Raw genomic sequence first — 21,095 nt, forward strand, 5'->3', positions numbered from 1 at the left:
ATGAAAAACATACTGATTCTCTGCACCGGCAACTCCGCCCGTTCCATCCTCGGCGAGGCCTTGTTCAAGCACCTCGGTGCTGCTCGCGTCCACGCCTTCTCGGCCGGCAGCCAGCCGACCGGCAAGGTCAACCCGTTGGCGCTGGAAACCCTGGAAAGGCACGGTGTTCCCCTGCCCGAGGCGCGCAGCAAGTCGTGGGACGAGTTCGCCGCCCCCGGCGCGCCGGCCATCGATTACATCTTCACCGTCTGCGCTTCCGCAGCCGGCGAAACCTGCCCGATCTGGCCCGGCCACCCGACCACTGCCCACTGGGGCATTGCCGACCCGGCCCACGTCGAACCGCTGGCGGCCCGGCAAATCGCCTTCGAGCGCGCCTACCAACTGCTGCGCCAACGCGTCGAGGCTTTTCTCCAACTGCCGCTGGAAACCATGAGCGCCGCCGAAATCAAGACGGCGGCACAGCGCATTCATCAGGAATGCGAACAATGAGCGCCCAATGCGGTGTTGCCGCAAAACAGGCGGCCGGCGCCCCGATGGGCTTCTTCGAGCGCTACCTGAGCGTCTGGGTGGTGCTCTGCATCGTCGCCGGCATCCTGCTCGGCCAGTGGTTCCCGGCCGCCTTCCAGGCGCTCGGCCGGATGGAATATGCGCAGGTCAACATCCCGGTCGGCCTGCTGATCTGGGTGATGATCGTGCCGATGCTGATGAAGATCGACTTCTCGACCATCCACGAAGTGAAGGACCAGAAGGCCGGCATCGGCATCACGCTGTTCGTGAACTGGGCGATCAAGCCCTTCACCATGGCCGCGCTCGGCTGGCTGTTCATCCGCCACGTCTTCGCGCCCTACCTGCCGGCCGAACAACTGGACAGCTACATCGCCGGCCTGATCCTGCTCGGCGCCGCGCCGTGCACGGCGATGGTCTTCGTCTGGAGCAACCTGTGCCGCGGCAACGCCAACTTCACGATCTCGCAGGTGGCACTGAACGACCTGGTCATGGTCTTCGCTTTCGCCCCCATCGTCGCGCTGCTGCTCGGCGTCTCGGCGATCCCGGTGCCGTGGGACACGCTGCTGCTGTCGGTGGTGATGTACATCGTCATCCCGCTGACCATCGCCCAGGGGCTGCGCCAGCATTTCCTGCGCGGCGGCGAGGCGGCACTGAAGGCGGCTCAGGAGCGCATCGGCCCGTTCACCATCATGGCGCTGCTGGCGACGCTGGTGCTGCTCTTCGCTTTCCAGGGCGAAGCCATCGTCAGGCAACCGCTGATCATCGGCATGCTGGCCGTACCGATCTTCCTGCAGGGCCTGTTGATCGCCGCCATCGGTTACTGGCTCTGCCACAAGTTTCGCGTCCAGCACGACGTTGCCGGCCCGGCGACGATGATCGGCGCCTCCAACTTCTTCGAACTGGCGGTAGCGGTGGCGATCGTCCTCTACGGTTTCGATTCGGGTGCCGCGCTGGCCACCGTGGTCGGCGTGCTGATCGAGGTGCCGGTAATGTTGTGGCTGGTGAAGATGGTCAATTCGACCAAGGCCTGGTATGAGAAATCCCTTTGAACTGAGGAGATGAAGATGCAGAAACTCGAAATCTACGATCCCGCGATGTGCTGTTCGACCGGCGTCTGCGGCGTCGATGTCGATCCGGTGCTGGTCCAGTTCGCCGCCGACCTCGCCTGGGTCGGCGAGCAGGGCGTCAGCGTGCAGCGCTACAACCTCGGCCAGGAACCGCAGGCCTTCGCCGCCAACCCGGCGGTGGTCAAGGAAATGGAAGCCGGCATCGACCGCCTGCCGATCATCGCCATCGACGGCCAGATCGTCAGCACCGGTCTCTATCCTTCACGCGCGCAACTGGCGCAAAAGCTCGGCCTGACGCTGACGGCTGGCGAGGCCGCGCCGAAACAGTCCTGCTGCTCGCCGAAGTCCGGCTGCTGCTGAGGAGAAGGCGATGCTCGACCTCGACGGCCTGCCGCGTCATCTTTTCTTCACCGGCAAGGGCGGCGTCGGCAAGACCTCGCTGTCCTGCGCGACCGGACTGGCCCTGGCCGAACAGGGGAAACGGGTGCTGATCGTCAGTACCGATCCGGCATCGAACCTCGACGAGGTCCTGGAGACGCCGCTCGCCGGCACACCGACGCCGATACGCGGCGTGCCCGGTCTGGCGGCGCTCAACATCGATCCGGAAGCGGCAGCCGCCGCCTACCGCGAGCGGATGGTCGCCCCCTACCGCGGCATCCTGCCGGCGGCGGCGATCCTCAGCATGGAAGAGCAGTTCTCCGGCGCCTGCACGGTCGAGATCGCCGCCTTTGACGAGTTCGCCAAACTGCTCGGCGACGCCGAGGCCACGGAATACTTCGATCACGTCATCTTCGACACCGCGCCGACCGGCCATACCTTGCGCCTGCTGACGCTGCCCTCGGCCTGGAGCGGCTACATCGACAGCAGCCACGGCGGCGCCTCCTGCCTCGGACCGCTGGCCGGGCTGGAAAAACAGAAGGCGCTCTACGCGGCGACCGTGCGCCGCCTGTCCGATTCGGCACAGACGCGCGTCGTCCTGGTTGCGCGTGCCGACGGCGCGGCGCTGCGCGAAGCCGAGCGCACCCGCGGCGAACTGGCCGAACTCGGCGTTGCCAACCTGCAACTGGCGATCAATGGCCGCTTTGCCGCCAGTTCCGACGATCCGCTCGCCCTGGCCATGGAACAGCGCGGCGACGCGGCGCTGGCGACGATGGCCGACGGTCTCGCCACGCTGCCCCGCCTGAGCGTGCCCTTCCTGCCGCGCGGCACGGTCGGCCTCGACGCCTTGCGCGCCATCGTCGATCCGGCCAGCGCCAGCGCGCCACCGGCCGTGGCCGAGGCCAGCACGCCGCTGCCCGCCGGTCTCGGCCGGCTGATCGACGAACTCGCCAGCGCCGGCCACGGCGTGATCATGACCATGGGCAAGGGCGGCGTCGGCAAGACCACCGTCGCCGCCGCCATCGCCGTCGCCCTGGCGCGCCGCGGCCACAAAGTGCAACTGACCACCACCGACCCGGCCGCCCATGTCGCCGCCGCCATCGACGGCGAGATCGCCGGCCTCGGCGTCAGCCGCATCGACCCGGCAGCGGAAGTCGCCGCCTATACCGCGGAGGTGCTGGACAAGGCACGCGGAACCCTGGACGCCAGCGCGCTGGCGCTTCTGGAAGAGGATTTGCGCTCGCCCTGCACCGAGGAAATCGCCGTCTTCCGCGCCTTCGCCCGCGAAGTGGATCGCGGCGCCGACGGCTTCGTCGTCCTCGACACCGCGCCGACCGGCCATACCATCCTGCTGCTCGACGCCGCCGAGGCCTACCATCGCGAGGTGCTGCGCACGCGGGGCGAGATGCCGGAAGCGGTGACGCAACTGCTGCCGCGCCTGCGCGACCCGGCCTTCACTCACGTACTGATCGTCACCCTGCCGGAAGCCACCCCGGTGCACGAGGCCGAACGCCTGCAAGGCGACCTCGCCCGCGCCGGCATCCAGCCCTGGGCCTGGGTCATCGAGCAAAGCCTGCTCGCCAGCGGCAGCCGCGATCCGCTGCTGGCGCAGCGCGGGGTTTACGAAATCCCCTACATACGGCGCGTTGCCGACGCCCTGGCGCCGCGCTGCGCGCTGGTGCCGTGGCTGGCGCAAGCGCCGGTGGGCAGCAGAGGATTGCAGCAGCTCGATGGCTGACGACCGCCCCTGCCTGACCCGCGCCTGGCGCGAAACACGCGGTGAACTGCAGGGCTGGCTGCGCCACCGGCTCAATGGCGAGGCCGAGGCCGACGACCTGCTGCAGGAGGTCTTCCTACGCGCGCTGCGCCAGGGCGAGGCCTTCTGCCGCCTGGACAATCCTCGCGCCTGGCTGTTCCGGGTGGCGCACAATGCACTGGCCGACCGCCTGCGCACCCGGCATCCGCAAATTGAAGCGGGCGACGACCTGCCCGCCGTCGAGAACGAACCGCCAGCGCCGGTCGATCTGCTCTGCCAGTGTCTGCCGCGCGTCCTCGCCGAACTGTCGGCCGCCGACCGTCTGGCAATCGAGTTGTGCGACATCGCCGGCCAGCCGCAGCAGGCGCTCGCCGAGCGCCTGGGGATCTCGCTGTCCGGCGCCAAGTCGCGCCTGCAACGGGCCAGGCTGCGCCTGCGGGCGCGCCTGATCGAAGGCTGCCAGGTCAGTTTCGATGAAGCCGGGCAGGTGACGGGCTTCGTCCCGCGTCCGCCTCCGGGGTGAGTGCCGGCCGACGACCTGCGTCTTTTTCCGGGATCATCCGTCTACGCGGTCGACCGCTTGATTCAGGAAATTACCATGCCCCTACTGCGACAACCTTCGACCACCACCGGCTGGCTGCTCCTGAGCGCCATCGGCGCCGCCCTCTGGCTGGCGCTCTACCAGAACCTGAGCCCATTGGCTGAAGGCCTGATCGGCCTCTTCGGCCTCGACCGCAGGACGCAGTTCGGCGAAGCCCTGCATTTCTTCTTTTACGACACGCCCAAGGTGCTCCTGCTGCTCACCGGGATCGTCTTCGTGATGGGCGTGGTGCAAACCTTCTTTGCCCCGGAACGCACCCGTGCCCTGCTCTCCGGGCGCCGTCAGGGGGTCGGCAACGTGCTCGCGGCCTTGCTCGGCATCGTCACCCCGTTCTGCTCCTGCTCGGCGGTGCCGCTGTTCATCGGCTTCCTGTCGGCTGGCGTGCCGCTCGGCGTGACCTTTTCCTTCCTGATCTCGGCGCCGATGGTCAACGAGGTGGCGCTGGCCTTGCTTTTCGGCCTCTTCGGCTGGCAGGTGGCGGCGCTTTACCTGGGCCTCGGACTGGCTGTCGCCATCGTCGCCGGGCTGGTCATCGGCCACCTGAAGATGGAGCGCCATCTGGAAGACTGGGTGCAGCAGATCCAGCGCGGCGAAGCCGCCTGGGCCGGCGACGCGACGGGCGACTGGCCGGCGCGCTTCGCCGCCGGCTGGCGTCACGTGCGCGAAATCGTTGCCAAGGTCTGGCCCTACATTCTCGTCGGCATCGCGCTCGGCGCCGGCATCCACGGCTACGTGCCGGAAGACTTCATGGCCTCGTTCATGGGCAAGGATGCCTGGTGGGCGGTGCCGGCCGCCGTCGTGCTCGGCGTGCCGATGTATACCAACGCCGCCGGCATCATCCCGGTCGTCGAGGCGCTGATCGGCAAGGGCGCCGCGCTGGGCACCGTGCTCGCCTTCATGATGAGCGTCATCGCCCTGTCGGCGCCGGAGATGATCATCCTGCGCAAGGCGCTCAAACCCACCCTCATCGCCACCTTTGCTGGCGTCGTCGCCACCGGCATCCTGCTCGTCGGCTACGTGTTCAACCTCGTCCTTTAAGGAGACAGACGCATGAAAGACATCAAGGTTCTCGGCACCGGCTGTGCCAACTGCCGCAACACCGTCAAGCTGATCGAGGAAGTCGCCGCCGAAAAGGGCGTCGCCATTGCCCTGAGCAAGGTCGAGGAGTTGCCGGAGATCATGAAGTACGGCGTGATGTCGACGCCGGGCGTGGTCGTCGACGGCAAGGTGGTGCACGCTGGCGGCGTTCCCGACCGATCAAAAATCAGTAGCTGGTTATAAACTGATTCAACCCCAACGGAGGAGGAAGAGACAATGAAGAAAATATTGCTGGCGCTGACTGGCGCCTTGATGCTGTTCGCCCAGACGCTTCGTGCCGAAGCGGTATTGACGGTCGACGCCCTGGGCAACGGCGTTTTCGCGCTGATCGGCCAGACCGGCGGCCGCCTGTACGAAAACCACGGGCTGAACGCCAATTACGGCGTGATCGACACCCCGCAGGGAAGCATCCTGATCGACTCCGGCGCCTCGTCCGTCGCCGCCAAGGTGCTTGAGACAGAGGTCAGGGAACTGACCGGCAAAGCGGTCAAGTGGGTGATCAATACCGGCAGCCAGGACCACCGCTGGCTGGGTAACGCCTACTTTGGTGCACAAGGCGCGCAGATCATCGCCTTGCAACGCACGGCGACGACGCAAGCCCGTCTCGGCAAGGGACAGATCGAAGCGCTGGCCCGCGACCTGAAGGAACAGATGGATGGCACCGTCCCCGCGCCCGCCGCCCAGCCGCTGGCCGGCGACACCCAGACCTTGACGCTGGGTGGCCGGACGCTGGAACTGCGTTATTTCGACCACGCCCACTTTGCCGGCGACGCCGTGGTCTGGCTGCCGCAGGAGAAAATCCTGTTTTCCGGCGATCACATCTACGTCGACCGCCTGCTCGGCATCCTGCCCGAAAGCAACGCCGAAACCTGGCTCAAGGCCTTCAGGCAGGCCATTGCCCTGCAGCCGCAACGCATCGTTCCCGGTCACGGCCGGGTCTGCGACGTGGCGCAAGCGCAACGCGAAACCGGCGATTACCTGGCTTTCGTGGTCAACGACAGCCGGAAGCTGGCCGAGGAAATGGCCGGCGTCGACGCTGCCGTCGCCGCGCTGCAGGATGCCCCGGCCTTCGCCGGCCTGAAGAACTTCGCCGATCTGCACCGGGGCAACGTCAACCGTACCTACCTGCGCATCGAAGCCGGCCAGTAAGCAAAGCGGCCGGCCTCGGGTTTCACTTCTTGGCCGGCCGGCCGGTCTTGATCCGTTCGATGCGCCCCATCACCGCCTGTAGTTCGGCGTCGTTGAGCGCGGCGAGGACAGCGATGCCGGCGCGCAGCAGTTCGCTCTTCTTGACTTCCGCACCGAGCGCGACCAGCCGCTTCTTGAGCATGGCGATCTGCGCGTATTCGGTTTCCGGCATTGCGTAGCTGTCGCGCACCAGCCGCGGCTTCTTCGGCTTGGCCGGCTTTTCGACTTTCTCGACCTTTTCCACCTTGGCCTTGGCGCTGGCCTTGGTCGGCTTTGCCGCCTTCGGGGCCTGCGGCGGGTCATAGCTGATGGCTTCGGCCTTTTCCAGCGCTTCGGCGAGCGCCTGCTGGTGCTTGGCGACGGTCTGTTCGACCGACGTTGCCTTGCGCGGCGCACGAGCCTTGGCCGGTGCCTTGGCCGGCGCTACGGCTTCGGCAGGCGCTTCAGCAGGCTGGACGACGGGGGACGGGGACGGGTTTTCTTTGGTAGTCACTGCGGGCTCTCCCTAAAAACGGTATATCCAGTTTAGACGAATTCAAACTGTCACATGGTTAAACTTTTTTGACAGTAGAATCGCGGCAAACCATCTCAGGAGACTCCCCAATGACGCAGGACGAACTCAAGCAGGCGGTCGCCCAGGCTGCCGCCGACCACATCGCGGAAAGCACGCCGGCCGGCGCCATCATCGGCGTCGGCACCGGCTCGACGGCCAATTTCTTCATCGACGCGCTGGCTGCGCTGAAGGACCGCATCGGCGGTGCCGTCGCCAGTTCCGAGGCCACCCGCCAACGCCTTGCCGGGCACGGCATCCCGGTACTCGACCTCAACGAGGTCAGCCGGATTCCGGTCTATGTCGATGGCGCCGACGAGATCGACGACGGCCTCAACATGATCAAGGGCGGCGGCGGCGCGCTCACCCGCGAGAAGATCGTCGCCGCCGTCGCCGACCGTTTCGTCTGCATCGCCGACGGCTCGAAGCTGGTCGACACGCTGGGCAAATTCCCGCTGCCGGTCGAGGTCATTCCGATGGCGCGCGCCCATGTCGCCCGCGAACTCGAGAAGCTCGGCGGCCAGCCGGTGCTGCGCACCGGCTTCGTCACCGACAACGGCAACCAGATTCTCGACGTGCACGGCCTGCTGATCCACGATCCGAAAGGTCTGGAAGCGAAGATCAACCAGATCGTCGGCGTCGTCACCAACGGCCTGTTCGCGATGCGCCCGGCCGATCTGCTGCTGCTCGGCACCAGCGAAGGCGTGCGCCGCATCGGCTGAGTCATCGGCCTGTCACATCGGGGCGCCAGACTGCCGGCATTCGACAGCCGGGAGCGCCCCATGTTCTTGTCCGCCAAGGAAATTGCCGCCAGCCGCGAGCAGGCACTCAACAACCTGCTCGCCTTTTCCTCGCACTGCCTGGCCAGCAGCCAGCGCGCCTGCGAAATCGCCACCGGCGCCAGCCGGGACAGCATCGAACACGCCAGCCGCCGCTGGCACCAGCTCGCCCACGGCCAGCTCGACGCCCTGACCCAATTCCCCGCCTCGCTCTGGCTTGATGCCCTGCCGCGCACCGGCGAACTCCTCGACCAGTCGCTGCACCTGCTCGGCGAGGCGCACAAGGCGCTGCTGCGCAGCGCCGAGGCACAGGTCCGCGTCTTTGACGGCATCGTCTTCGCCTATCTGCGGCGTGCCGGTCGCAGCAGCCCGTGGGAAACGGTGATCGTCCTCGACGCGCTGCGCACGACGCTCGACGGTGCCGAACAGACCCTGCACGAGATCAATGCCGCAGCCATCGAACAGGTGGATCGGGTCGAAGAGGAAATGCAGCAGGCAGTGACGCCGGCCACGCCGCGCCGCGTGCGCTCCCGGGCCAGACCGGCAGCGTGATCCGGGTCAGCGTTTGAGCAGGCGGTCCTCGGCCGCCGCCACAGCGCCCGGCGTGCCGAGCACGACGACGACATCGCCCTCGTCGAGTCGGGTTTCCGGTGCCGGTTCGAGGGCGCGGATGCCGCGCCGGCGGATCGCGCTGACCTCGCAACCGAGCAGTTCCAGGCCGAGTTCGCCGAGCGTCTGGCCGATTGCCGCGGCACCCGGTGTCAACCAGATCGAATGCAGGCGCGACTGGCTGCTCTCGTCGTCATCGCGATCGGTGAAACCGCGATAGAAGCCGCGCAACAGCCGGTAGCGCTGGCTGCGTACCTGACGGATGCGCTTGAGCACGCGGTTGATCGGCACGCCGACCAGTACCAGCGCGTGCGAAGCGAGCATCAGGCTGGCCTCCAGCGTTTCCGGGACGACTTCGGCGGCGCCGGCGCCGGCCAGCCGGCTCATGTCCTTCTCGTCGGCGGTGCGCACGACGACCGGCAGGTCAGGACGCATTTCCTGGACGTGATGCAGCACCTTCTCCGCCAGCGGTGTATCGCTCATCGTCACGATGACAACGCTGGCGCGCATCAGGCCAGCCGCCATCAGCGCTTCCTTGCGCCCGGCGTCGCCGAAGACGACGCTCTCGCCGCCTGCTGCCGCCTCGCGCACGCGGTCCGGATCGAGGTCGAGGGCGATGCTCTGAATCCCTTCCTGGGCCAGGAAGCGTGCCAGGTACTGGCCGTTGCGCCCGAAGCCGCAGAGGATCGCGTGCTTCTCCGACGTCATCGACTGGGCGGCAATCTGCGTCACCTGCATCGAACGCAGCAGCCATTCGCTGGCAACGAAACGCATCACCAGACGCTCGCTGTACTGGACGATGAAGGGCGCGATCAGCATCGACAGCACCAGCGCGGTCAGCACCACCTGCTCGATTCCCTTGGGCAGGTGGGTGATCACGCCGAGCAGCACGAAACCAAATTCACCGCCGGCGCACAGCCACAAGCCCGAGCGGATGGCGTTGCCGGACGAGGCACCGAGCTTCCACGACAGGAGGCCGACGATCAGCGCCTTGATCACCAGCAGCAGGACCAGCACCAGCATCACCTGCCACCACAGGCCAACCAGGATGTGAAGGTCGAGCTTGACGCCGATGGTGACGAAGAAGAGCCCCATCAACACATCACGGAAAGGCTTGATGTCTTCTTCCACCTGCATGCGGAATTCGGTTTCGGCGATCAGCATGCCGGCGACGAAGGCGCCGAGCGCCAGCGACAGGCCGGCGTGCTCGGTGATCGTCGCCAGGCCGAGGGTGATGAGCAGCACGTTGAGGACGAAGACCTCGGCCGACTTGGCGCGGGCGATGAAATGGAACCACTTGCGCATCAGCTTCTGGCCGAACACCAGGATCAGCGCCAGCACCGCCGCCGCCTTGAGCAAGGCGACGCCCATCAGCATCGCCAGCTTCTCCGGCGATTCGGTCAGCGACGGCAGCAGGACCAGCAACGGCACCACGGCCAGGTCCTGGAACAGCAGCACGCCGACGATCTGCCGGCCATGCGGCGAATCGAGCTCCATCCGCTCGGCCAGCAATTTGCTCAGCACCGCCGTTGACGACATGGCGAATACCGCGCCCAGCGCAATGCCCAGTTGCCAGCCGATGCCCAGTGCAACCACCAGCAGCAGCACGACCAGCATGCTCAGCAGCACCTGCAGCAGGCCCAGTCCGAAAACGATGCGCTTCATCGCGTAGAGCTTGGGCAGCGAGAATTCGAGGCCGATCGAGAACATCAGGAAGACGACGCCGAATTCGGCGAGGTATTCGGCGCGATGGATGTCCGACATCAGATTGAGCGCGTGCGGCCCGATGATGCTGCCCACCGCCAGATAGCCGAGCACCGGCGGCAGGTTGAAACGCCGGAAGATGACCACGGCGAGAACCGAGGCTCCGAGCAGCAGCAGGACGAGGGAAAGGGCGCTCAAATTGGGCTTGATGAAGTCAGGTATACTCCGGCCATCATAACCGCTGCCCGCCCATGAACCCAAATCCGTCGCCCGCCTGCTTTTCGCCGGAACGCGCCCTGCAACTGGGGCGGCAGACGCTCGCCATCGAGGCGGCGGCAGTCTCGGCGTTGCAGGCCCGGATCGACGACAGCTTCGCCGCCGCCGTCCGCCTCATCCTCGACAGCTGCGGCCGGCTGATCGTCAGCGGCATGGGCAAGTCCGGCCACATCGCGCGCAAGATCGCCGCCACCATGGCCAGTACCGGCACGCCGGCCTATTTCGTCCATCCCGCCGAAGCCAGCCACGGCGACCTCGGCATGATCACCCGCCACGACATCCTGCTGGCGCTGTCCAACTCCGGCGAATCCGAGGAACTGCTGCGCATCCTGCCGGCACTCAAGCGCCAGGGCGCCCGAGTCATCGCGATGACCGGCAGCCCGGCCTCGACACTGGCTCGCGAAGCCGACGTCCACCTCGACGCCGGCGTCGCCCAGGAAGCCTGCCCGCTCAACCTGGCGCCAACCGCTTCGACCACTGCCGCGCTGGCCCTCGGCGACGCGCTGGCGGTCGCCCTGCTCGACGCCCGCGGCTTCGGCCCGGAGGATTTCGCCCGCTCGCACCCCGGCGGCTCGCTCGGCCGTCGCCTGCTCACCCATGTCCGCGACGTCATGCGGCCGCGCGACCGGGTCCCCGCGGTGACGCCGGCAACGCCGATCAGCGAGGCCATCGTCGCCATGTCGCACGGCGGCCTCGGCCTGGTCGCCGTCGTCGATGAAGCGGACCGCCCCAACGGCATCTTCACCGATGGCGACCTGCGCCGCGCCTTCGAAAAACGCATCGACTTCCAGGAAGCCAGGATCGCCGAAGCGATGACCGCCAGCCCGCGCACCATCGGCACCGACCGCCTCGCCGTCGAAGCCGTCGAGATGATGGAGCGCCTGCGCATCAATGCCCTGCTCGTCTGCGACGAAGCGGGCAAGCTGCAGGGCGCGCTCAACATGCACGACCTGTTCACTGCCAAGGTCATCTGATGACCGCCGCCGACGCCCTGCGATGAAGAACTGGTCCGGCCAAATCTTCCCGATCACCCTGCTGGCGCTGCTGGCAGGACTCAGCTTCTGGCTGCAGGCGATACTCACCGCCGACGAGGCGCGCCCGGGAAAACGCGCGACAGCCCATGAAACCGACGCCATCGTCGAGAATTTCGAAATCCGCCGCCTCGACGAGCAAGGCAAACTGCAATACCGCCTGAGCGCGCCGCAACTGCGCCATTTCCCCGACGACGACAGTTCGCTGATCACCTCACCGCGCCTGCTCGCCTATCGCGACGGCACGCCGCCGCTCACCCTGACCGCCGGCCAGGCGACGGTCACCGCCCGCGGCGAAACGATCCTCCTCGCCGACACCGTGGAAATCACCCGCGCCGCCACCGACAAGCGCCCCGAACTGAATGCCCGGACCTCGACGCTGACCGTCGAACCGGAAACCGGCAAAGCCCAAACCGACCAGGCCATGACCATCACCCTGGGCGCCTCGCAACTTACCGGCGTCGGCGCCCGCATCGACAACAAGGCTTCGACCTTCGAACTGCGCTCGCAGGTCCGCGGTCGCTACCTATCTGCCAGAGCCAAGCCATGATCCTTCGCCCCGCCTTGCTTGCCGCCATCGTCCTGGGCTGCCCGCCCGCCTTCGCCGAAAAAGCCGACCGCGACAAACCGATGCTGCTCGAAGCCAACCGCATCTCGATCGACGACGCCAAGAAACAGCAGATCCTCGAAGGCGATGTCGTCATCAGCAAGGGCACGCTGATGATCAAGGCGGCGCGCATCATCGTCAGCGAGGACCGTTACGGCTTCCAGAAGGGCATCGCTTTCGCCCCGCCGGGCGGTAAGGCCAGCTTCCGCCAGAAGCGCGAAGGCCGCGAAGACTACGTCGAAGGCGAAGCCGAGCGCATCGAATACGACAGCAACAGCGAAATCGCCGAACTTTTCCATCGCGCGCACATTCGCGCCGGCGAGGACGAGGTCCGCGGTGACTACATCTGGTACGACGCAGTCAGCGAAAAATTCCTCGCCAGCGCCGGCGAAGCCAGCGACCCGAAGGGCGCCACGCCGCGCGTACGGGCGGTGATCCAGCCGCGCAGCAAGGGCAGCGAACCGAGCCGCCCGAGTGCTCGCGGCGACAACCTGCAACTGCGCAGCGCCGGCGACATCGACCCGAAAGACCCTCGGTAATATGCCAAAAGCATCAAACACATCGCTGATTCAAAAGGATTTATCCGGTTTGTGCAGTGCACAAAATAATTGTTGACAAGTCGACACGCTCGTCTATAATCAAAGACATGGTGCGGTGCAGCAACGCGATGCGAAAGTACACCGCCAAGGCCACCCCTGTTCTGCAAGACTTTTCTTTCCGGAGATTCCCATGTTCAAGACGCCCGAGCAATTCGCCGCCGCCAACAAAGCCACCGTCGATTCCCTGCTGTCCCTCGCCAATACCGCGCTGGCTTCCGCCGAGCGCATCGCTGCCCTGAACCTGAACACCGCCCGTTCGCTGATGGAAGATTCCGTCTCCGGCGCCAAGGCGCTGATGGGCGCCAAGGATGTCCAGGAAGCCCTGTCGATCCAGGCGTCGCTGGCCCAGCCGAACGTCGAGAAGGCCGTTGCCTACTCGCGTAGCGTCTACGAAATCTCTGCCCAAACCCAGGAAGAACTGTCGAAGATGGTCGAAGCCCAGTTCGCCGACTTCCAGAAGAACGTTTCGGGCCTGCTCGATCAAGCCGCCAAGTCCGCCCCGGCCGGTTCCGATGTTGCCGTCGCCGCCGTCAAGAGCGCCATCGCCGCCGCCAACTCGGCCTTCGACAACATGAACAAGGCTGCCAAGCAGGTTGCCGAAATCGCCGAAGCCAACGTTGCCGCCGCCACCAACGCCACGGTCAAGGCAGTCAGCGCCACCGCCGCGCCCAAGAAGAAGTAAGTTGTTGCATCCAGGCCTCCGCCCTCGGGCGGAGGCTTTGTTTCATCCCTACCACCTATAACACACACGCTGGAGATACCGATGAGCAACCCGAACCTTGAGCAACTGACCGCAGCACAGAAAGCCAACGCCGAAGTGATGACCGCCCTCATGCGCACCGCCTTCAACGGCCTTGAGCGCCTGACCGCGCTGAACATGGCAGCGACCCGCGAGTTCTTCAACACCACGGTTGCCAGCACCCAGCAACTGCTCGCCGCCAAGGATGCCAACGCCGTCGCCAAGCTGGGCAGCGAACTGACCCAGCCGAGCACCGAGAAGCTGATGGATTATTCCCGCAGCCTCTACGATCTGGTCACCGACATGCAGAAGGAAGTGACCTCGGTGATGGAAGCCCAGTACAGCAATTTCCAGCAGACCGCCGCCAGCGCAGTGGAAAAGGCCAAGACGGCAACGCCGGTCGGCGGCGACGTGTTCGCGGCGACCATGCAGACCATGCTTGACGCCTCGACCAAGGCCTTCGGCCAGATGAATTCGATGGCCAAGCAGCTGTCTGACATCGCCGAAGCCAACATGCAGGCTGCCAGCAAGGTTGCCGCGCCGGCCAAGACCAGCGCCACCGCCGCTGCACGCAAGAGCGCCGCCAAATAATACAGGCGCCACCCAACCCCAACCCCGAAAACCCGCGCCAGTCGCGGGTTTTTTATTGCCTGGAAATCAGTCCTGGCGGATGTCCAGCCAGTCGGCGGCAGTGATCGTGGCAAGCTGCGCCGGCGTCAGCGGGAAAACCGAATACGGCGTACCGGCCGCCGCCCAGACCTGCTTAAACCGCTGCAGATCGCGGTCGAGCAGTAGGCGGACCGGCTGCGCGTGAGCGAGCGGGGCGACGCCGCCGATGGCGTAGCCGGTTGCTGCGCGGACGAAATCGGCATCGGCACGGCCGAGCTTCTCGCCGACCAGGGCTGCCACCTTGCGCTCGCAGACGCGGTTGTCGCCGCTGGCAACGACCAGCACCGCCTGCCCGCTTTCCTTGCCGCGAAAGACGATGGACTTGGCGATCTCGGCGATCGAACAGCCGATTGCCGCTGCCGCTTCGGCACTGGTCCGGGTCGGCTGCTCGAATTCGACGACCGTCGTCGCCAGCCCGGCCTCGGTGAGCAACTGCTGGGTCCGTTTCGCGGTAGCGTGTTCGGCCGGCTTCATGCTGCATCCCTCCAGCGCCAGGTGATGCCGCGTTTTTCGATATCGACGCGAATTTCTTCCATTGCCCGCTCGACCAGTGCCGGCGCGCCTTCGACGCCCAGTTCGAGATGCCTGCGCTCCTGACCGACCAGCGACGGCAGCGAGAACAGGCGCAGCGTCGGGTAATCGGCGACGATGCGCTCCATCAGGTCGAGTAGCGCGCTTTCATAGGCGTTCGGCCCGGTGAGCAGGTAGGCCTTTTCGACCTTGTCGCCAACCGCTTTGAACTCGTCCCGGTAGAAGGTATCGAGCGCCCACTCGATCATCGGGTGGGCCATCTGCGGAAAGCCGGGCACGAAGTAATGATCGTTGGCCATGAAACCCGGAATGCGGTTGAACGGATTGGGCACGATGCGCACGCCGCGCGGGAAGGTGACCAGCAGCTTGCGCTGGTCGGTGATTTCCTCGTTGGCGAAGCGCACCTTCAACTCCTCGAAACCTTCCGGGTGCAGTTCAAGCTCGACACCGAGCGCCGCCGCCACCGCCTGCCGGGTGTGGTCGTCGGGTGTATTGCCGATGCCGCCGCAGGAAAAGACGACGTCACCGGCGGCCATCGTGCGCTTGAAGGTCTCGCTCAGACGCTGGCGGTCATCGCCCAGGTATTCGACCCAGGAAAGCTGTAGACCGCGCGCGCCGAGCAGTTCGGCGATTTTCGCGAAGTGCTTGTCCTGGCGCTTGCCGGACAGGATTTCGTCGCCAATGATGACGGCGCCGAAGGTTCGACTCATGCTTGTTCTCCCTGAATGCTGACGATGGCGCCGCCACGCGAGCGGCGCAGGGCTTCCAGCCCATAATGGGCAAATGATAGCGCGGCCAGTGTCGGGACCAGCAAGCCGATCACCGGCACATGGGCCAGTAGCGCCATGAGCAGGCCGAGCAGGAACAACGGCAGCCTGTGTTGCGCCCGCAGCGCGGCCCATTCGGCATCGGTCGCGTGCAGCGACAAGGCGTCGTAGGCAAAAGTCCGCCAGTTGAGCCAGCCCATCAACAGTAAAGGAATGAGCAGCGACAGGCCGGGAATCAGCCACAGCGGAATCGCCACCGTCCAGGCCAGGATGAAGAAGGCCGCCGCGCCCAGGCTGTTGAGCGTGGCGGCGACAAAACTGTCGCGCCCCATCGCCGCCAGGTCGCGATACTCGGTTTGCGAAAGGTGCTTGAGCAACAGCGGCATGATGACGATGGCGGCAAGCAGCGAAGCGCTCAGGTAGGCCACGGCAAAGATTGCCAACCAGCCGCCGATCCAGGCCAGAAAGCTGGCCAGCCAGAGCAGGCCCCAGGCGGCGAGCCAGGTCATCGGCGGAAAGGCCAGCAGTTGCTCGACGACGTTGCCCAGCACCCAGACCGCCAGTACAACGGAGAGCGCCAAAGCGCATAATGCCGGCGTCAACATGTACAACCAGACCCGGCCGTGGCGCAAATTGAGCAACGAGCGACTCAAGGCCAGAACAACGATTTCCATCCAGGCTTCTCCCGAGCAAGATCATTCACCCTGCATTTTAAAGTTTTCGGCGCCCCGGCCGTAGAGCTGGGTGTAAGCACGATACTGCAACGAAAATGAAGCTGTACACCAGAACCACGGATTACGCCCCTCCCTCCTCGGCGACATCGGCCCCCACAAGCCCTAGGGAACGCTGGCAACAGCGTCAGGAAGCGCGCTTGCAGAACCTGCAGGAAGGTCTGCAGCGGCTGCGCGCCATGCCCAGCCCGCAGGAAACCGCCAAGGCGCAGGCGCAATCCCGGGCCGAGCAGATCAAGGAACGGATCAAACAGCTCAGGGCGATGCTGATTGGCCTGCCGCCCGAGCAAGCCAAGGCGATTCTTCGCCAGATCAGCGCCATTGCCAAGGAACTGTCCGGCCTGGCCAAGGCGGTCGGAGGTGGCAGTGGAGGCGGCGCGGGGGTTGGACTCCAGACGCCGGCAAGCGGCGGGATGGCGGGCAATGGAGCGGCAGAAGGAGCAGCCAATGCCGCCGGAGATGCCTCGACCGGTGCTGCAGCAGCCGGCGCCTCTACGGACGTGGCGGCCGACGTTGCTGCACTCGCCGCGCCGCCAACGGCAAGCGCCCAGGGCGACGAGACGTCTTCAGACGAGGACGACCAACCCGATACCCCGAACGCAGCGGCGAGCGAACCGTTCGCGCGCAGCACTGGCAACAGCGCCAGCACCGGGTCGGCACAGGATTCCTTGCGCGAAGCAGCCAAGCAGTTGAAAGCGCTGCTCGAACAGGTCAAGGCGAGGATGCGCGAAGCCCGCCAGCACGAAAAGAACGATAAGGATGAGGTCAGGCAAGCGGAAAGCGCGCTGCATCAGGTCGAAGCCGCGCTCGGTGGCGGCAGCGATCTCTACAGCGGCCTTGGCTCTGCTGCCGGAATCGCACCAACGCTGGCCGTGGCAAGCATCGGCGCGACCGGCAACATCAACGTGCAGGTCTGACTCAACGCTGCAGGCCTTCCCACTGTTTCTGCAAGCGTTTGACCGACACCGGTACCGGCGTGCGCAGTTCCTGCGCATAAAGGCCGACGCGCAGCTCTTCGAGCAGCCAGCGGAATTGCTCGATTTGCGGGTCGACCGCGCCCATCTTCGCCAACTGGATCGCCCGCCGCTCGTAGTTGGTCCATAGCGGCGCGTATTCAGCCATCAATTGCGCATCGCGCGCCGGGTTGGCTTTCAGCTTGTCGAGCCGGACACCGACCGCCTTCAGGTAGCGCGGATAATGCTGCAGGCGCTCGAACGGCGTGTCGACGACGAAGGTCTTGCCGATCAGCCGCTTCAACTGCGCATCGATGTCGGCGACGGCCGCCGCGTGTACCTTGAACGCCGGCAGCTTCTTGACCGCCGCCTGCCATTCGGTGAGCACGGTGCCGACCAGGCGGCAGACTTCCTGCATGATCAGCCCGAGCCGCGCCTTGGCTTCGGCGCAGCGCGCCTTGAAGGCGTCAGGCGTGGTCGGTAGCGGTTCGGTCAGGCAGGCGCGTTCGAACGTCAATTCGACGAGCTGCCGCTTCAGGTCGTCGCTGCTGCCCAGCGCCATGAACTGCATCGCCATCTGGGTCAGGCCGGGGACGTTCTTGTCGAAGTACTTCACCTGTTCCTTGAACTGCAGCATGAACAGGCGCGACAGGCCCTTGCGGTGCGCATCGGCGGCTTCCTCGGCGGAATCGAAGACCTTCAGGCTGACCGTTTCGCCGTCGTCGATCAGCGCCGGATAGCCGATCACGGTTTGCTTGCCGACCGGGACTTCCATCAGTTCCGGCAACTCGCCGAAGGTCCAGTCGGTCAGTTTCGTGTATTCGGACGGGGTTTCGTGCAGGTCGGCGAATTCCTCCTTGGCTTCCTTGCCCCATTCGCCACGCAGCGCGACCAGGCTGCGGTTCATGTCGAGTTGCCGGCCGTGCTCGTCGATCAGCTTGTAGTTCATCGAGAAGTGCGGTGGCAGCGCATCGGGGCGGAAGGCGTCGGGCGTCACCGCCCAGCCGCGCGCGTTCAGCCCGCGCGCTTCGAGGATAAATTCGATCAGCGGGTTGACGATGCCCTGGTTGAGCTTGCGGTCGTTGCCCTCTACGGTCGACAGGAATTCTTCGACAAATTCCGGCACCGGCACCAGCTTGGCGCGGATTTTCTGCGGCAGCGTCTTGATCAACTGCACCAGCTTTTCCTTGATCAGCCCCGGCACCAGCCATTCCATGCGCGCCGCCGGAATCTGGTTCAACTGCGCCAGCGGCAGCGTCAGCGTGACGCCGTCGCGTGGAGAGCCCGGCTCGAAGTGATAAGTGAGCGCGTACTCCACGCCGCCGGCCTTGAGCTTGTGCGGGAAGGCTTCGGTGGTCACGCCGGCCGCCGAATGGCGCATCAGGTCGTCCTTGGCCAGGAAGAGCAGCTTGGGGTTGTCCTGCTCGGCGGTCTTGCGCCAGTGGTCGAAGGTCGCGCCGTTGTGGATGCCTTCCGGGATCAGGTGATCGTAGAAGGCGAAGATCAGCTCGTCATCGACCAGCACATCCTGGCGGCGCTGCTTGTGTTCGATCTTCTCGATCTCGCGAATCTGCTTCTGGTTGTGCAGGAAGAAGGGCCAACGCTTGGCAAACGACTCCTCGATCTCCTCGCCGACCAGCCCCTGGCGGATGAAGATGTCGCGCGCCTCGGCCGGCGCCAGCGGGCCGTAATGGATGCGCCGCTTGGGGTTGATGACGATACCGTACAGGGTCGTCCGTTCCCAGCCGGCAACCTGCATCGCCTTCTTCTCCCAGTGCGGATCGAAGTACTGGCGCTTGATGAGGTGAGCGCCCACTTTCTCGATCCATTCCGATTCGATGCGCGCCACGCAACGACCGAAGAGGCGCGTCGTCTCGGTGATCTCGGCGGCCATGATCCACTTGCCGGCCTTTTTCTGCAGCGGCGACGACGGGTGGATGAGGAAGCGGATGCCGCGCGCGCCGAGGTAGTAGCCGGACTCGTCCGATTTGCAGCCGATGTTGCCCAACAGCCCGGAGAGCAGCGCCATGTGGATGGCGTCGTAGGTGCCGGGGATGTCGTTTTCCTTCCAGCCGAGTTCGGTGACCATCGCGTGCAACTGGCCGTGCACCTCGCGCCATTCGCGCAGGCGCAGGTAGGAGAGGAAGTGCGCGTGGCAGGTATCGACCAGCGACTTGTTCGATTTCTTGTGCTCGACCGCCTGCTTGAACCAGGCCCACAATTTGACCCAGCTGAGGAATTCGGACTTCTCGTCGGCGAACAGCTTGTGCTTCTCGTCCGCCGCCTGTTGGCGTTCCTGCGGCCGTTCGCGCGGGTCCTGCGTAGACAGCCCGGCGGCGATGACCAGCACTTCCTTCAGACAGCCGAGGTCGCGCGCGGCGACCAGCATGCGGCCGATGCGCGGGTCGAGCGGCAGCTTGGCCAGCGCCTCGCCGACCTTGGTCAGCCGGTTTTCGTCGTCGAGCGCGCCGAGTTCCTGCAACAGCGCGTAGCCGTCGCTGATCGCCTTGGCCGGCGGCGGTTCGATGAAGGGGAAGCTCTCGACGTCGGTCAGGCGCAGCGACTTCATGCGCAGGATGACGCCGGCCAGCGAGGAACGCAGGATTTCCGGGTCGGTGAACGGCGGCCGCGCGTTGAAATCGGCCTCGTCATAGAGGCGAATGCAGACGCCAGCGGCAACGCGGCCGCAGCGGCCGGCGCGCTGCCGCGCCGCCGCCTGCGAGATGCGCTCGACCTGCAACTGCTCGACCTTGTTGCGGTAGGAATAGCGCTTGACCCGCGCCAGGCCGGTGTCGATGACGTAGCGGATGCCCGGCACGGTGAGCGAGGTTTCGGCGACGTTGGTCGCCAGCACGATGCGCCGCTGGCCACCTGAAGGCTTGAAGATGCGGTCCTGCTCAGAAGCCGAAAGTCGCGAGAACAGCGGCAGGATTTCAGGCGCGTGCGCGGTGCTCAGGCCGGGACGCGCCAAGGCATGCTTGCGCAAGGCTTCCGCCGCCTCGCGGATTTCGCGCTCGCCGGGCAGGAAGACGAGGATGTCGCCGGGACCGAGGCGAGCCAGCTCGTCGGCGGCATCGACAATCGCATCGTAGAGGTCGCGTTCGTCGTCCTTCTTGTCGATGTCCTCGACCGGGCGATGGCGCACTTCGACCGGGTACAGGCGCCCGGAAACCTCGATCACCGGCGCACCACTGAAATGCTGCGAGAAGCGCTCGGCGTCGATGGTCGCCGAGGTGATGATCAGCTTCAGGTCCGGCCGGCGCGGCAGCAACTGCTTAAGGTAGCCAAGCAGGAAGTCGATGTTCAGGCTGCGCTCGTGCGCCTCGTCGATGATGATCGCCTCGTAGGCGTTCAGGTAGGGATCGCTTTGCGATTCGGCGAGCAGGATGCCGTCGGTCATCAGCTTGACCCAGCTCTCCGGCGTCGATTTATCGTGAAACCGGATTTTCACGCCGACACCGGCGCCGACCTGCGTCTTCAGTTCCTGCGCCAGGCGCGTCGCCACCGAGCGTGCGGCAAGCCGGCGCGGCTGCGTGTGGCCGATCAGGCCACGCGCGCCGATACCGAGGTCGAGGCAGATCTTCGGCAACTGCGTCGTCTTGCCCGAACCGGTTTCGCCGCAGACGATGACCACTTGATGCCTAGCGATCAGCTTGGCGATCTCGTCGCGCCGCTCGTTGACCGGCAGGTCGGGCTGAAACTCGGGTTGCGGCAGCTTGCCGCGCCGCTGAGCTACAGCGGCTTGCGAGGCGGCGAGCAGCTTTTCCAGGTCAGCCTGGAGTTTTTGCCGCTTGTCGCCGGTCGACCGTGGCAATTCGCGCTGCAGCGTGCGCAGGCGACGGGCATCGGCAGTCAGGGTGGACAGGGAAACGTCGTCGCGCGAGGCGCGCTTGCTGGATGGCGTGGACATGGGAGCGGATTATATCGCCACCCCGGCAAACACCATGTCCGGCGC

The 21,095-nt window shown here is 65.7% G+C and carries 22 protein-coding genes; 16 read left to right on the top strand and 6 right to left on the bottom strand.

Annotated features, from left to right (window positions below; genetic code table 11):
• The 8 genes from ACE3OV_RS01375 to ACE3OV_RS01410 all read left to right on the top strand — a co-directional run bounded on the left by ACE3OV_RS01375 (position 1) and on the right by ACE3OV_RS01410 (position 6,556).
• The gene (locus ACE3OV_RS01375) at positions 1 to 489 is read left to right on the top strand and encodes an arsenate reductase ArsC (RefSeq protein WP_374324272.1); all 489 of its coding nucleotides are present in this window, start codon (positions 1 to 3) and stop codon (positions 487 to 489) included.
• The gene (gene arsB / locus ACE3OV_RS01380) at positions 486 to 1,556 is read left to right on the top strand and encodes an ACR3 family arsenite efflux transporter (RefSeq protein ID WP_374324273.1); all 1,071 of its coding nucleotides are present in this window, start codon (positions 486 to 488) and stop codon (positions 1,554 to 1,556) included. Before ACE3OV_RS01375 ends, arsB begins: the two co-directional genes overlap by 4 nt.
• Positions 1,557 to 1,571: 15 nt before the next feature.
• Positions 1,572 to 1,934, top strand: a complete 363-nt coding sequence (gene arsD, locus ACE3OV_RS01385) for an arsenite efflux transporter metallochaperone ArsD (protein WP_374324275.1) — start codon at positions 1,572 to 1,574, stop codon at positions 1,932 to 1,934.
• Between the two features lie 10 nt (positions 1,935 to 1,944).
• Complete coding sequence (arsA, locus tag ACE3OV_RS01390) at positions 1,945 to 3,690, top strand: arsenical pump-driving ATPase (protein WP_374324277.1); 1,746 nt, start codon at positions 1,945 to 1,947, stop codon at positions 3,688 to 3,690.
• Positions 3,683 to 4,231: a sigma-70 family RNA polymerase sigma factor gene (locus tag ACE3OV_RS01395; protein ID WP_374324280.1), complete on the top strand. Its 549-nt coding sequence runs from the start codon at positions 3,683 to 3,685 to the stop codon at positions 4,229 to 4,231. The genes arsA and ACE3OV_RS01395 overlap by 8 nt, the downstream gene beginning before the upstream one ends.
• Positions 4,232 to 4,306: 75 nt before the next feature.
• On the top strand, positions 4,307 to 5,347 hold the full coding sequence (locus ACE3OV_RS01400; RefSeq protein WP_374324282.1) for a permease: 1,041 nt from the start codon (positions 4,307 to 4,309) through the stop codon (positions 5,345 to 5,347).
• A 12-nt stretch (positions 5,348 to 5,359) separates the two neighbouring features.
• Positions 5,360 to 5,590 carry a thioredoxin family protein gene (locus ACE3OV_RS01405; RefSeq protein WP_374324284.1) on the top strand — a complete coding sequence of 77 codons (231 nt, stop codon included), beginning with the start codon at positions 5,360 to 5,362 and terminating at the stop codon, positions 5,588 to 5,590.
• 33 nt (positions 5,591 to 5,623) lie between these two features.
• A complete protein-coding gene (locus tag ACE3OV_RS01410) occupies positions 5,624 to 6,556 on the top strand; it encodes an MBL fold metallo-hydrolase (RefSeq protein WP_374324286.1) in 933 nt (310 codons plus the stop codon).
• A gap of 22 nt (positions 6,557 to 6,578) precedes the next feature.
• On the opposite strand, the gene ACE3OV_RS01415 is transcribed toward ACE3OV_RS01410, so the two are convergent.
• A complete protein-coding gene (locus tag ACE3OV_RS01415; RefSeq protein ID WP_374324288.1) occupies positions 6,579 to 7,088 on the bottom strand; it encodes a hypothetical protein in 510 nt (169 codons plus the stop codon).
• A 110-nt stretch (positions 7,089 to 7,198) separates the two neighbouring features.
• Here ACE3OV_RS01415 and rpiA point away from each other — a divergent pair, with 110 nt between their 5' ends.
• Together rpiA and ACE3OV_RS01425 are read left to right on the top strand one after the other, a co-directional pair.
• Positions 7,199 to 7,867, top strand: coding sequence for a ribose-5-phosphate isomerase RpiA (gene rpiA / locus ACE3OV_RS01420; RefSeq protein WP_374324290.1), 669 nt, complete (start codon positions 7,199 to 7,201; stop codon positions 7,865 to 7,867).
• 60 nt (positions 7,868 to 7,927) lie between these two features.
• On the top strand, positions 7,928 to 8,476 hold the full coding sequence (locus ACE3OV_RS01425; protein WP_374324292.1) for a hypothetical protein: 549 nt from the start codon (positions 7,928 to 7,930) through the stop codon (positions 8,474 to 8,476).
• Between the two features lie 6 nt (positions 8,477 to 8,482).
• Here ACE3OV_RS01425 and ACE3OV_RS01430 read toward each other — a convergent pair whose 3' ends face one another.
• A complete protein-coding gene (locus ACE3OV_RS01430; protein WP_374324294.1) occupies positions 8,483 to 10,435 on the bottom strand; it encodes a monovalent cation:proton antiporter-2 (CPA2) family protein in 1,953 nt (650 codons plus the stop codon).
• 53 nt (positions 10,436 to 10,488) lie between these two features.
• On the opposite strand from ACE3OV_RS01430, the gene ACE3OV_RS01435 reads away from it, so the two are divergent.
• The 5 genes from ACE3OV_RS01435 (at position 10,489) to ACE3OV_RS01455 (ending at position 14,080) form a co-directional block, all read left to right on the top strand.
• A complete protein-coding gene (locus ACE3OV_RS01435) occupies positions 10,489 to 11,487 on the top strand; it encodes an SIS domain-containing protein (RefSeq protein WP_374324296.1) in 999 nt (332 codons plus the stop codon).
• Between the two features lie 22 nt (positions 11,488 to 11,509).
• A complete protein-coding gene (gene lptC, locus ACE3OV_RS01440) occupies positions 11,510 to 12,094 on the top strand; it encodes an LPS export ABC transporter periplasmic protein LptC (protein WP_374324298.1) in 585 nt (194 codons plus the stop codon).
• Entirely contained in the window at positions 12,091 to 12,690 is a 600-nt protein-coding gene (lptA, locus tag ACE3OV_RS01445; RefSeq protein WP_374324300.1) for a lipopolysaccharide transport periplasmic protein LptA, read from the top strand. The genes lptC and lptA overlap by 4 nt, the downstream gene beginning before the upstream one ends.
• A gap of 190 nt (positions 12,691 to 12,880) precedes the next feature.
• Complete coding sequence (locus ACE3OV_RS01450) at positions 12,881 to 13,432, top strand: phasin family protein (protein ID WP_374324301.1); 552 nt, start codon at positions 12,881 to 12,883, stop codon at positions 13,430 to 13,432.
• Between the two features lie 81 nt (positions 13,433 to 13,513).
• Complete coding sequence (locus ACE3OV_RS01455) at positions 13,514 to 14,080, top strand: phasin family protein (RefSeq protein WP_374324302.1); 567 nt, start codon at positions 13,514 to 13,516, stop codon at positions 14,078 to 14,080.
• Positions 14,081 to 14,146: 66 nt separating this feature from the next.
• Here ACE3OV_RS01455 and ACE3OV_RS01460 read toward each other — a convergent pair whose 3' ends face one another.
• The 3 genes from ACE3OV_RS01460 to ACE3OV_RS01470 are packed head-to-tail and all read right to left on the bottom strand — an operon-like array spanning position 14,147 to position 16,130.
• Positions 14,147 to 14,632, bottom strand: a complete 486-nt coding sequence (locus tag ACE3OV_RS01460) for a YbaK/EbsC family protein (protein ID WP_374324304.1) — start codon at positions 14,630 to 14,632, stop codon at positions 14,147 to 14,149.
• Positions 14,629 to 15,399 carry a competence/damage-inducible protein A gene (locus tag ACE3OV_RS01465; protein WP_374324306.1) on the bottom strand — a complete coding sequence of 257 codons (771 nt, stop codon included), beginning with the start codon at positions 15,397 to 15,399 and terminating at the stop codon, positions 14,629 to 14,631. The genes ACE3OV_RS01460 and ACE3OV_RS01465 overlap by 4 nt, the downstream gene beginning before the upstream one ends.
• Positions 15,396 to 16,130, bottom strand: coding sequence for an EI24 domain-containing protein (locus ACE3OV_RS01470; RefSeq protein WP_374324308.1), 735 nt, complete (start codon positions 16,128 to 16,130; stop codon positions 15,396 to 15,398). The genes ACE3OV_RS01465 and ACE3OV_RS01470 overlap by 4 nt, the downstream gene beginning before the upstream one ends.
• A 197-nt stretch (positions 16,131 to 16,327) precedes the next feature.
• On the opposite strand from ACE3OV_RS01470, the gene ACE3OV_RS01475 reads away from it, so the two are divergent.
• Positions 16,328 to 17,104: a hypothetical protein gene (locus ACE3OV_RS01475; RefSeq protein ID WP_374324310.1), complete on the top strand. Its 777-nt coding sequence runs from the start codon at positions 16,328 to 16,330 to the stop codon at positions 17,102 to 17,104.
• A 1-nt stretch (position 17,105) separates the two neighbouring features.
• On the opposite strand, the gene hrpA is transcribed toward ACE3OV_RS01475, so the two are convergent.
• On the bottom strand, positions 17,106 to 21,050 hold the full coding sequence (gene hrpA, locus ACE3OV_RS01480) for an ATP-dependent RNA helicase HrpA (RefSeq protein ID WP_374324312.1): 3,945 nt from the start codon (positions 21,048 to 21,050) through the stop codon (positions 17,106 to 17,108).
• Between the last annotated feature and the right edge of the window lie 45 nt (positions 21,051 to 21,095).

It is taken from the genome of Azonexus sp. (assembly GCF_041909095.1).
Classification (GTDB): domain Bacteria; phylum Pseudomonadota; class Gammaproteobacteria; order Burkholderiales; family Rhodocyclaceae; genus Azonexus.

Excerpts from the sequence above, each read along its gene's own strand:
- ACE3OV_RS01460 (WP_374324304.1), bottom strand. The coding sequence starts at position 14,632 with ATGAAGCCGGCCGAACACGCTACCGCGAAACGGACCCAGCAGTTGCTC.
- ACE3OV_RS01455 (WP_374324302.1), top strand. The coding sequence starts at position 13,514 with ATGAGCAACCCGAACCTTGAGCAACTGACCGCAGCACAGAAAGCCAAC.
- arsA (WP_374324277.1), top strand. The coding sequence starts at position 1,945 with ATGCTCGACCTCGACGGCCTGCCGCGTCATCTTTTCTTCACCGGCAAG.
- ACE3OV_RS01435 (WP_374324296.1), top strand. The coding sequence starts at position 10,489 with ATGAACCCAAATCCGTCGCCCGCCTGCTTTTCGCCGGAACGCGCCCTG.
- ACE3OV_RS01425 (WP_374324292.1), top strand. The coding sequence starts at position 7,928 with ATGTTCTTGTCCGCCAAGGAAATTGCCGCCAGCCGCGAGCAGGCACTC.
- rpiA (WP_374324290.1), top strand. The coding sequence starts at position 7,199 with ATGACGCAGGACGAACTCAAGCAGGCGGTCGCCCAGGCTGCCGCCGAC.
- ACE3OV_RS01405 (WP_374324284.1), top strand. The coding sequence starts at position 5,360 with ATGAAAGACATCAAGGTTCTCGGCACCGGCTGTGCCAACTGCCGCAAC.
- ACE3OV_RS01410 (WP_374324286.1), top strand. The coding sequence starts at position 5,624 with ATGAAGAAAATATTGCTGGCGCTGACTGGCGCCTTGATGCTGTTCGCC.
- ACE3OV_RS01450 (WP_374324301.1), top strand. The coding sequence starts at position 12,881 with ATGTTCAAGACGCCCGAGCAATTCGCCGCCGCCAACAAAGCCACCGTC.
- lptC (WP_374324298.1), top strand. The coding sequence starts at position 11,510 with ATGAAGAACTGGTCCGGCCAAATCTTCCCGATCACCCTGCTGGCGCTG.
- ACE3OV_RS01395 (WP_374324280.1), top strand. The coding sequence starts at position 3,683 with ATGGCTGACGACCGCCCCTGCCTGACCCGCGCCTGGCGCGAAACACGC.
- ACE3OV_RS01375 (WP_374324272.1), top strand. The coding sequence starts at position 1 with ATGAAAAACATACTGATTCTCTGCACCGGCAACTCCGCCCGTTCCATC.
- hrpA (WP_374324312.1), bottom strand. The coding sequence starts at position 21,050 with ATGTCCACGCCATCCAGCAAGCGCGCCTCGCGCGACGACGTTTCCCTG.
- arsB (WP_374324273.1), top strand. The coding sequence starts at position 486 with ATGAGCGCCCAATGCGGTGTTGCCGCAAAACAGGCGGCCGGCGCCCCG.
- lptA (WP_374324300.1), top strand. The coding sequence starts at position 12,091 with ATGATCCTTCGCCCCGCCTTGCTTGCCGCCATCGTCCTGGGCTGCCCG.
- ACE3OV_RS01465 (WP_374324306.1), bottom strand. The coding sequence starts at position 15,399 with ATGAGTCGAACCTTCGGCGCCGTCATCATTGGCGACGAAATCCTGTCC.
- ACE3OV_RS01470 (WP_374324308.1), bottom strand. The coding sequence starts at position 16,130 with ATGGAAATCGTTGTTCTGGCCTTGAGTCGCTCGTTGCTCAATTTGCGC.
- ACE3OV_RS01400 (WP_374324282.1), top strand. The coding sequence starts at position 4,307 with ATGCCCCTACTGCGACAACCTTCGACCACCACCGGCTGGCTGCTCCTG.
- arsD (WP_374324275.1), top strand. The coding sequence starts at position 1,572 with ATGCAGAAACTCGAAATCTACGATCCCGCGATGTGCTGTTCGACCGGC.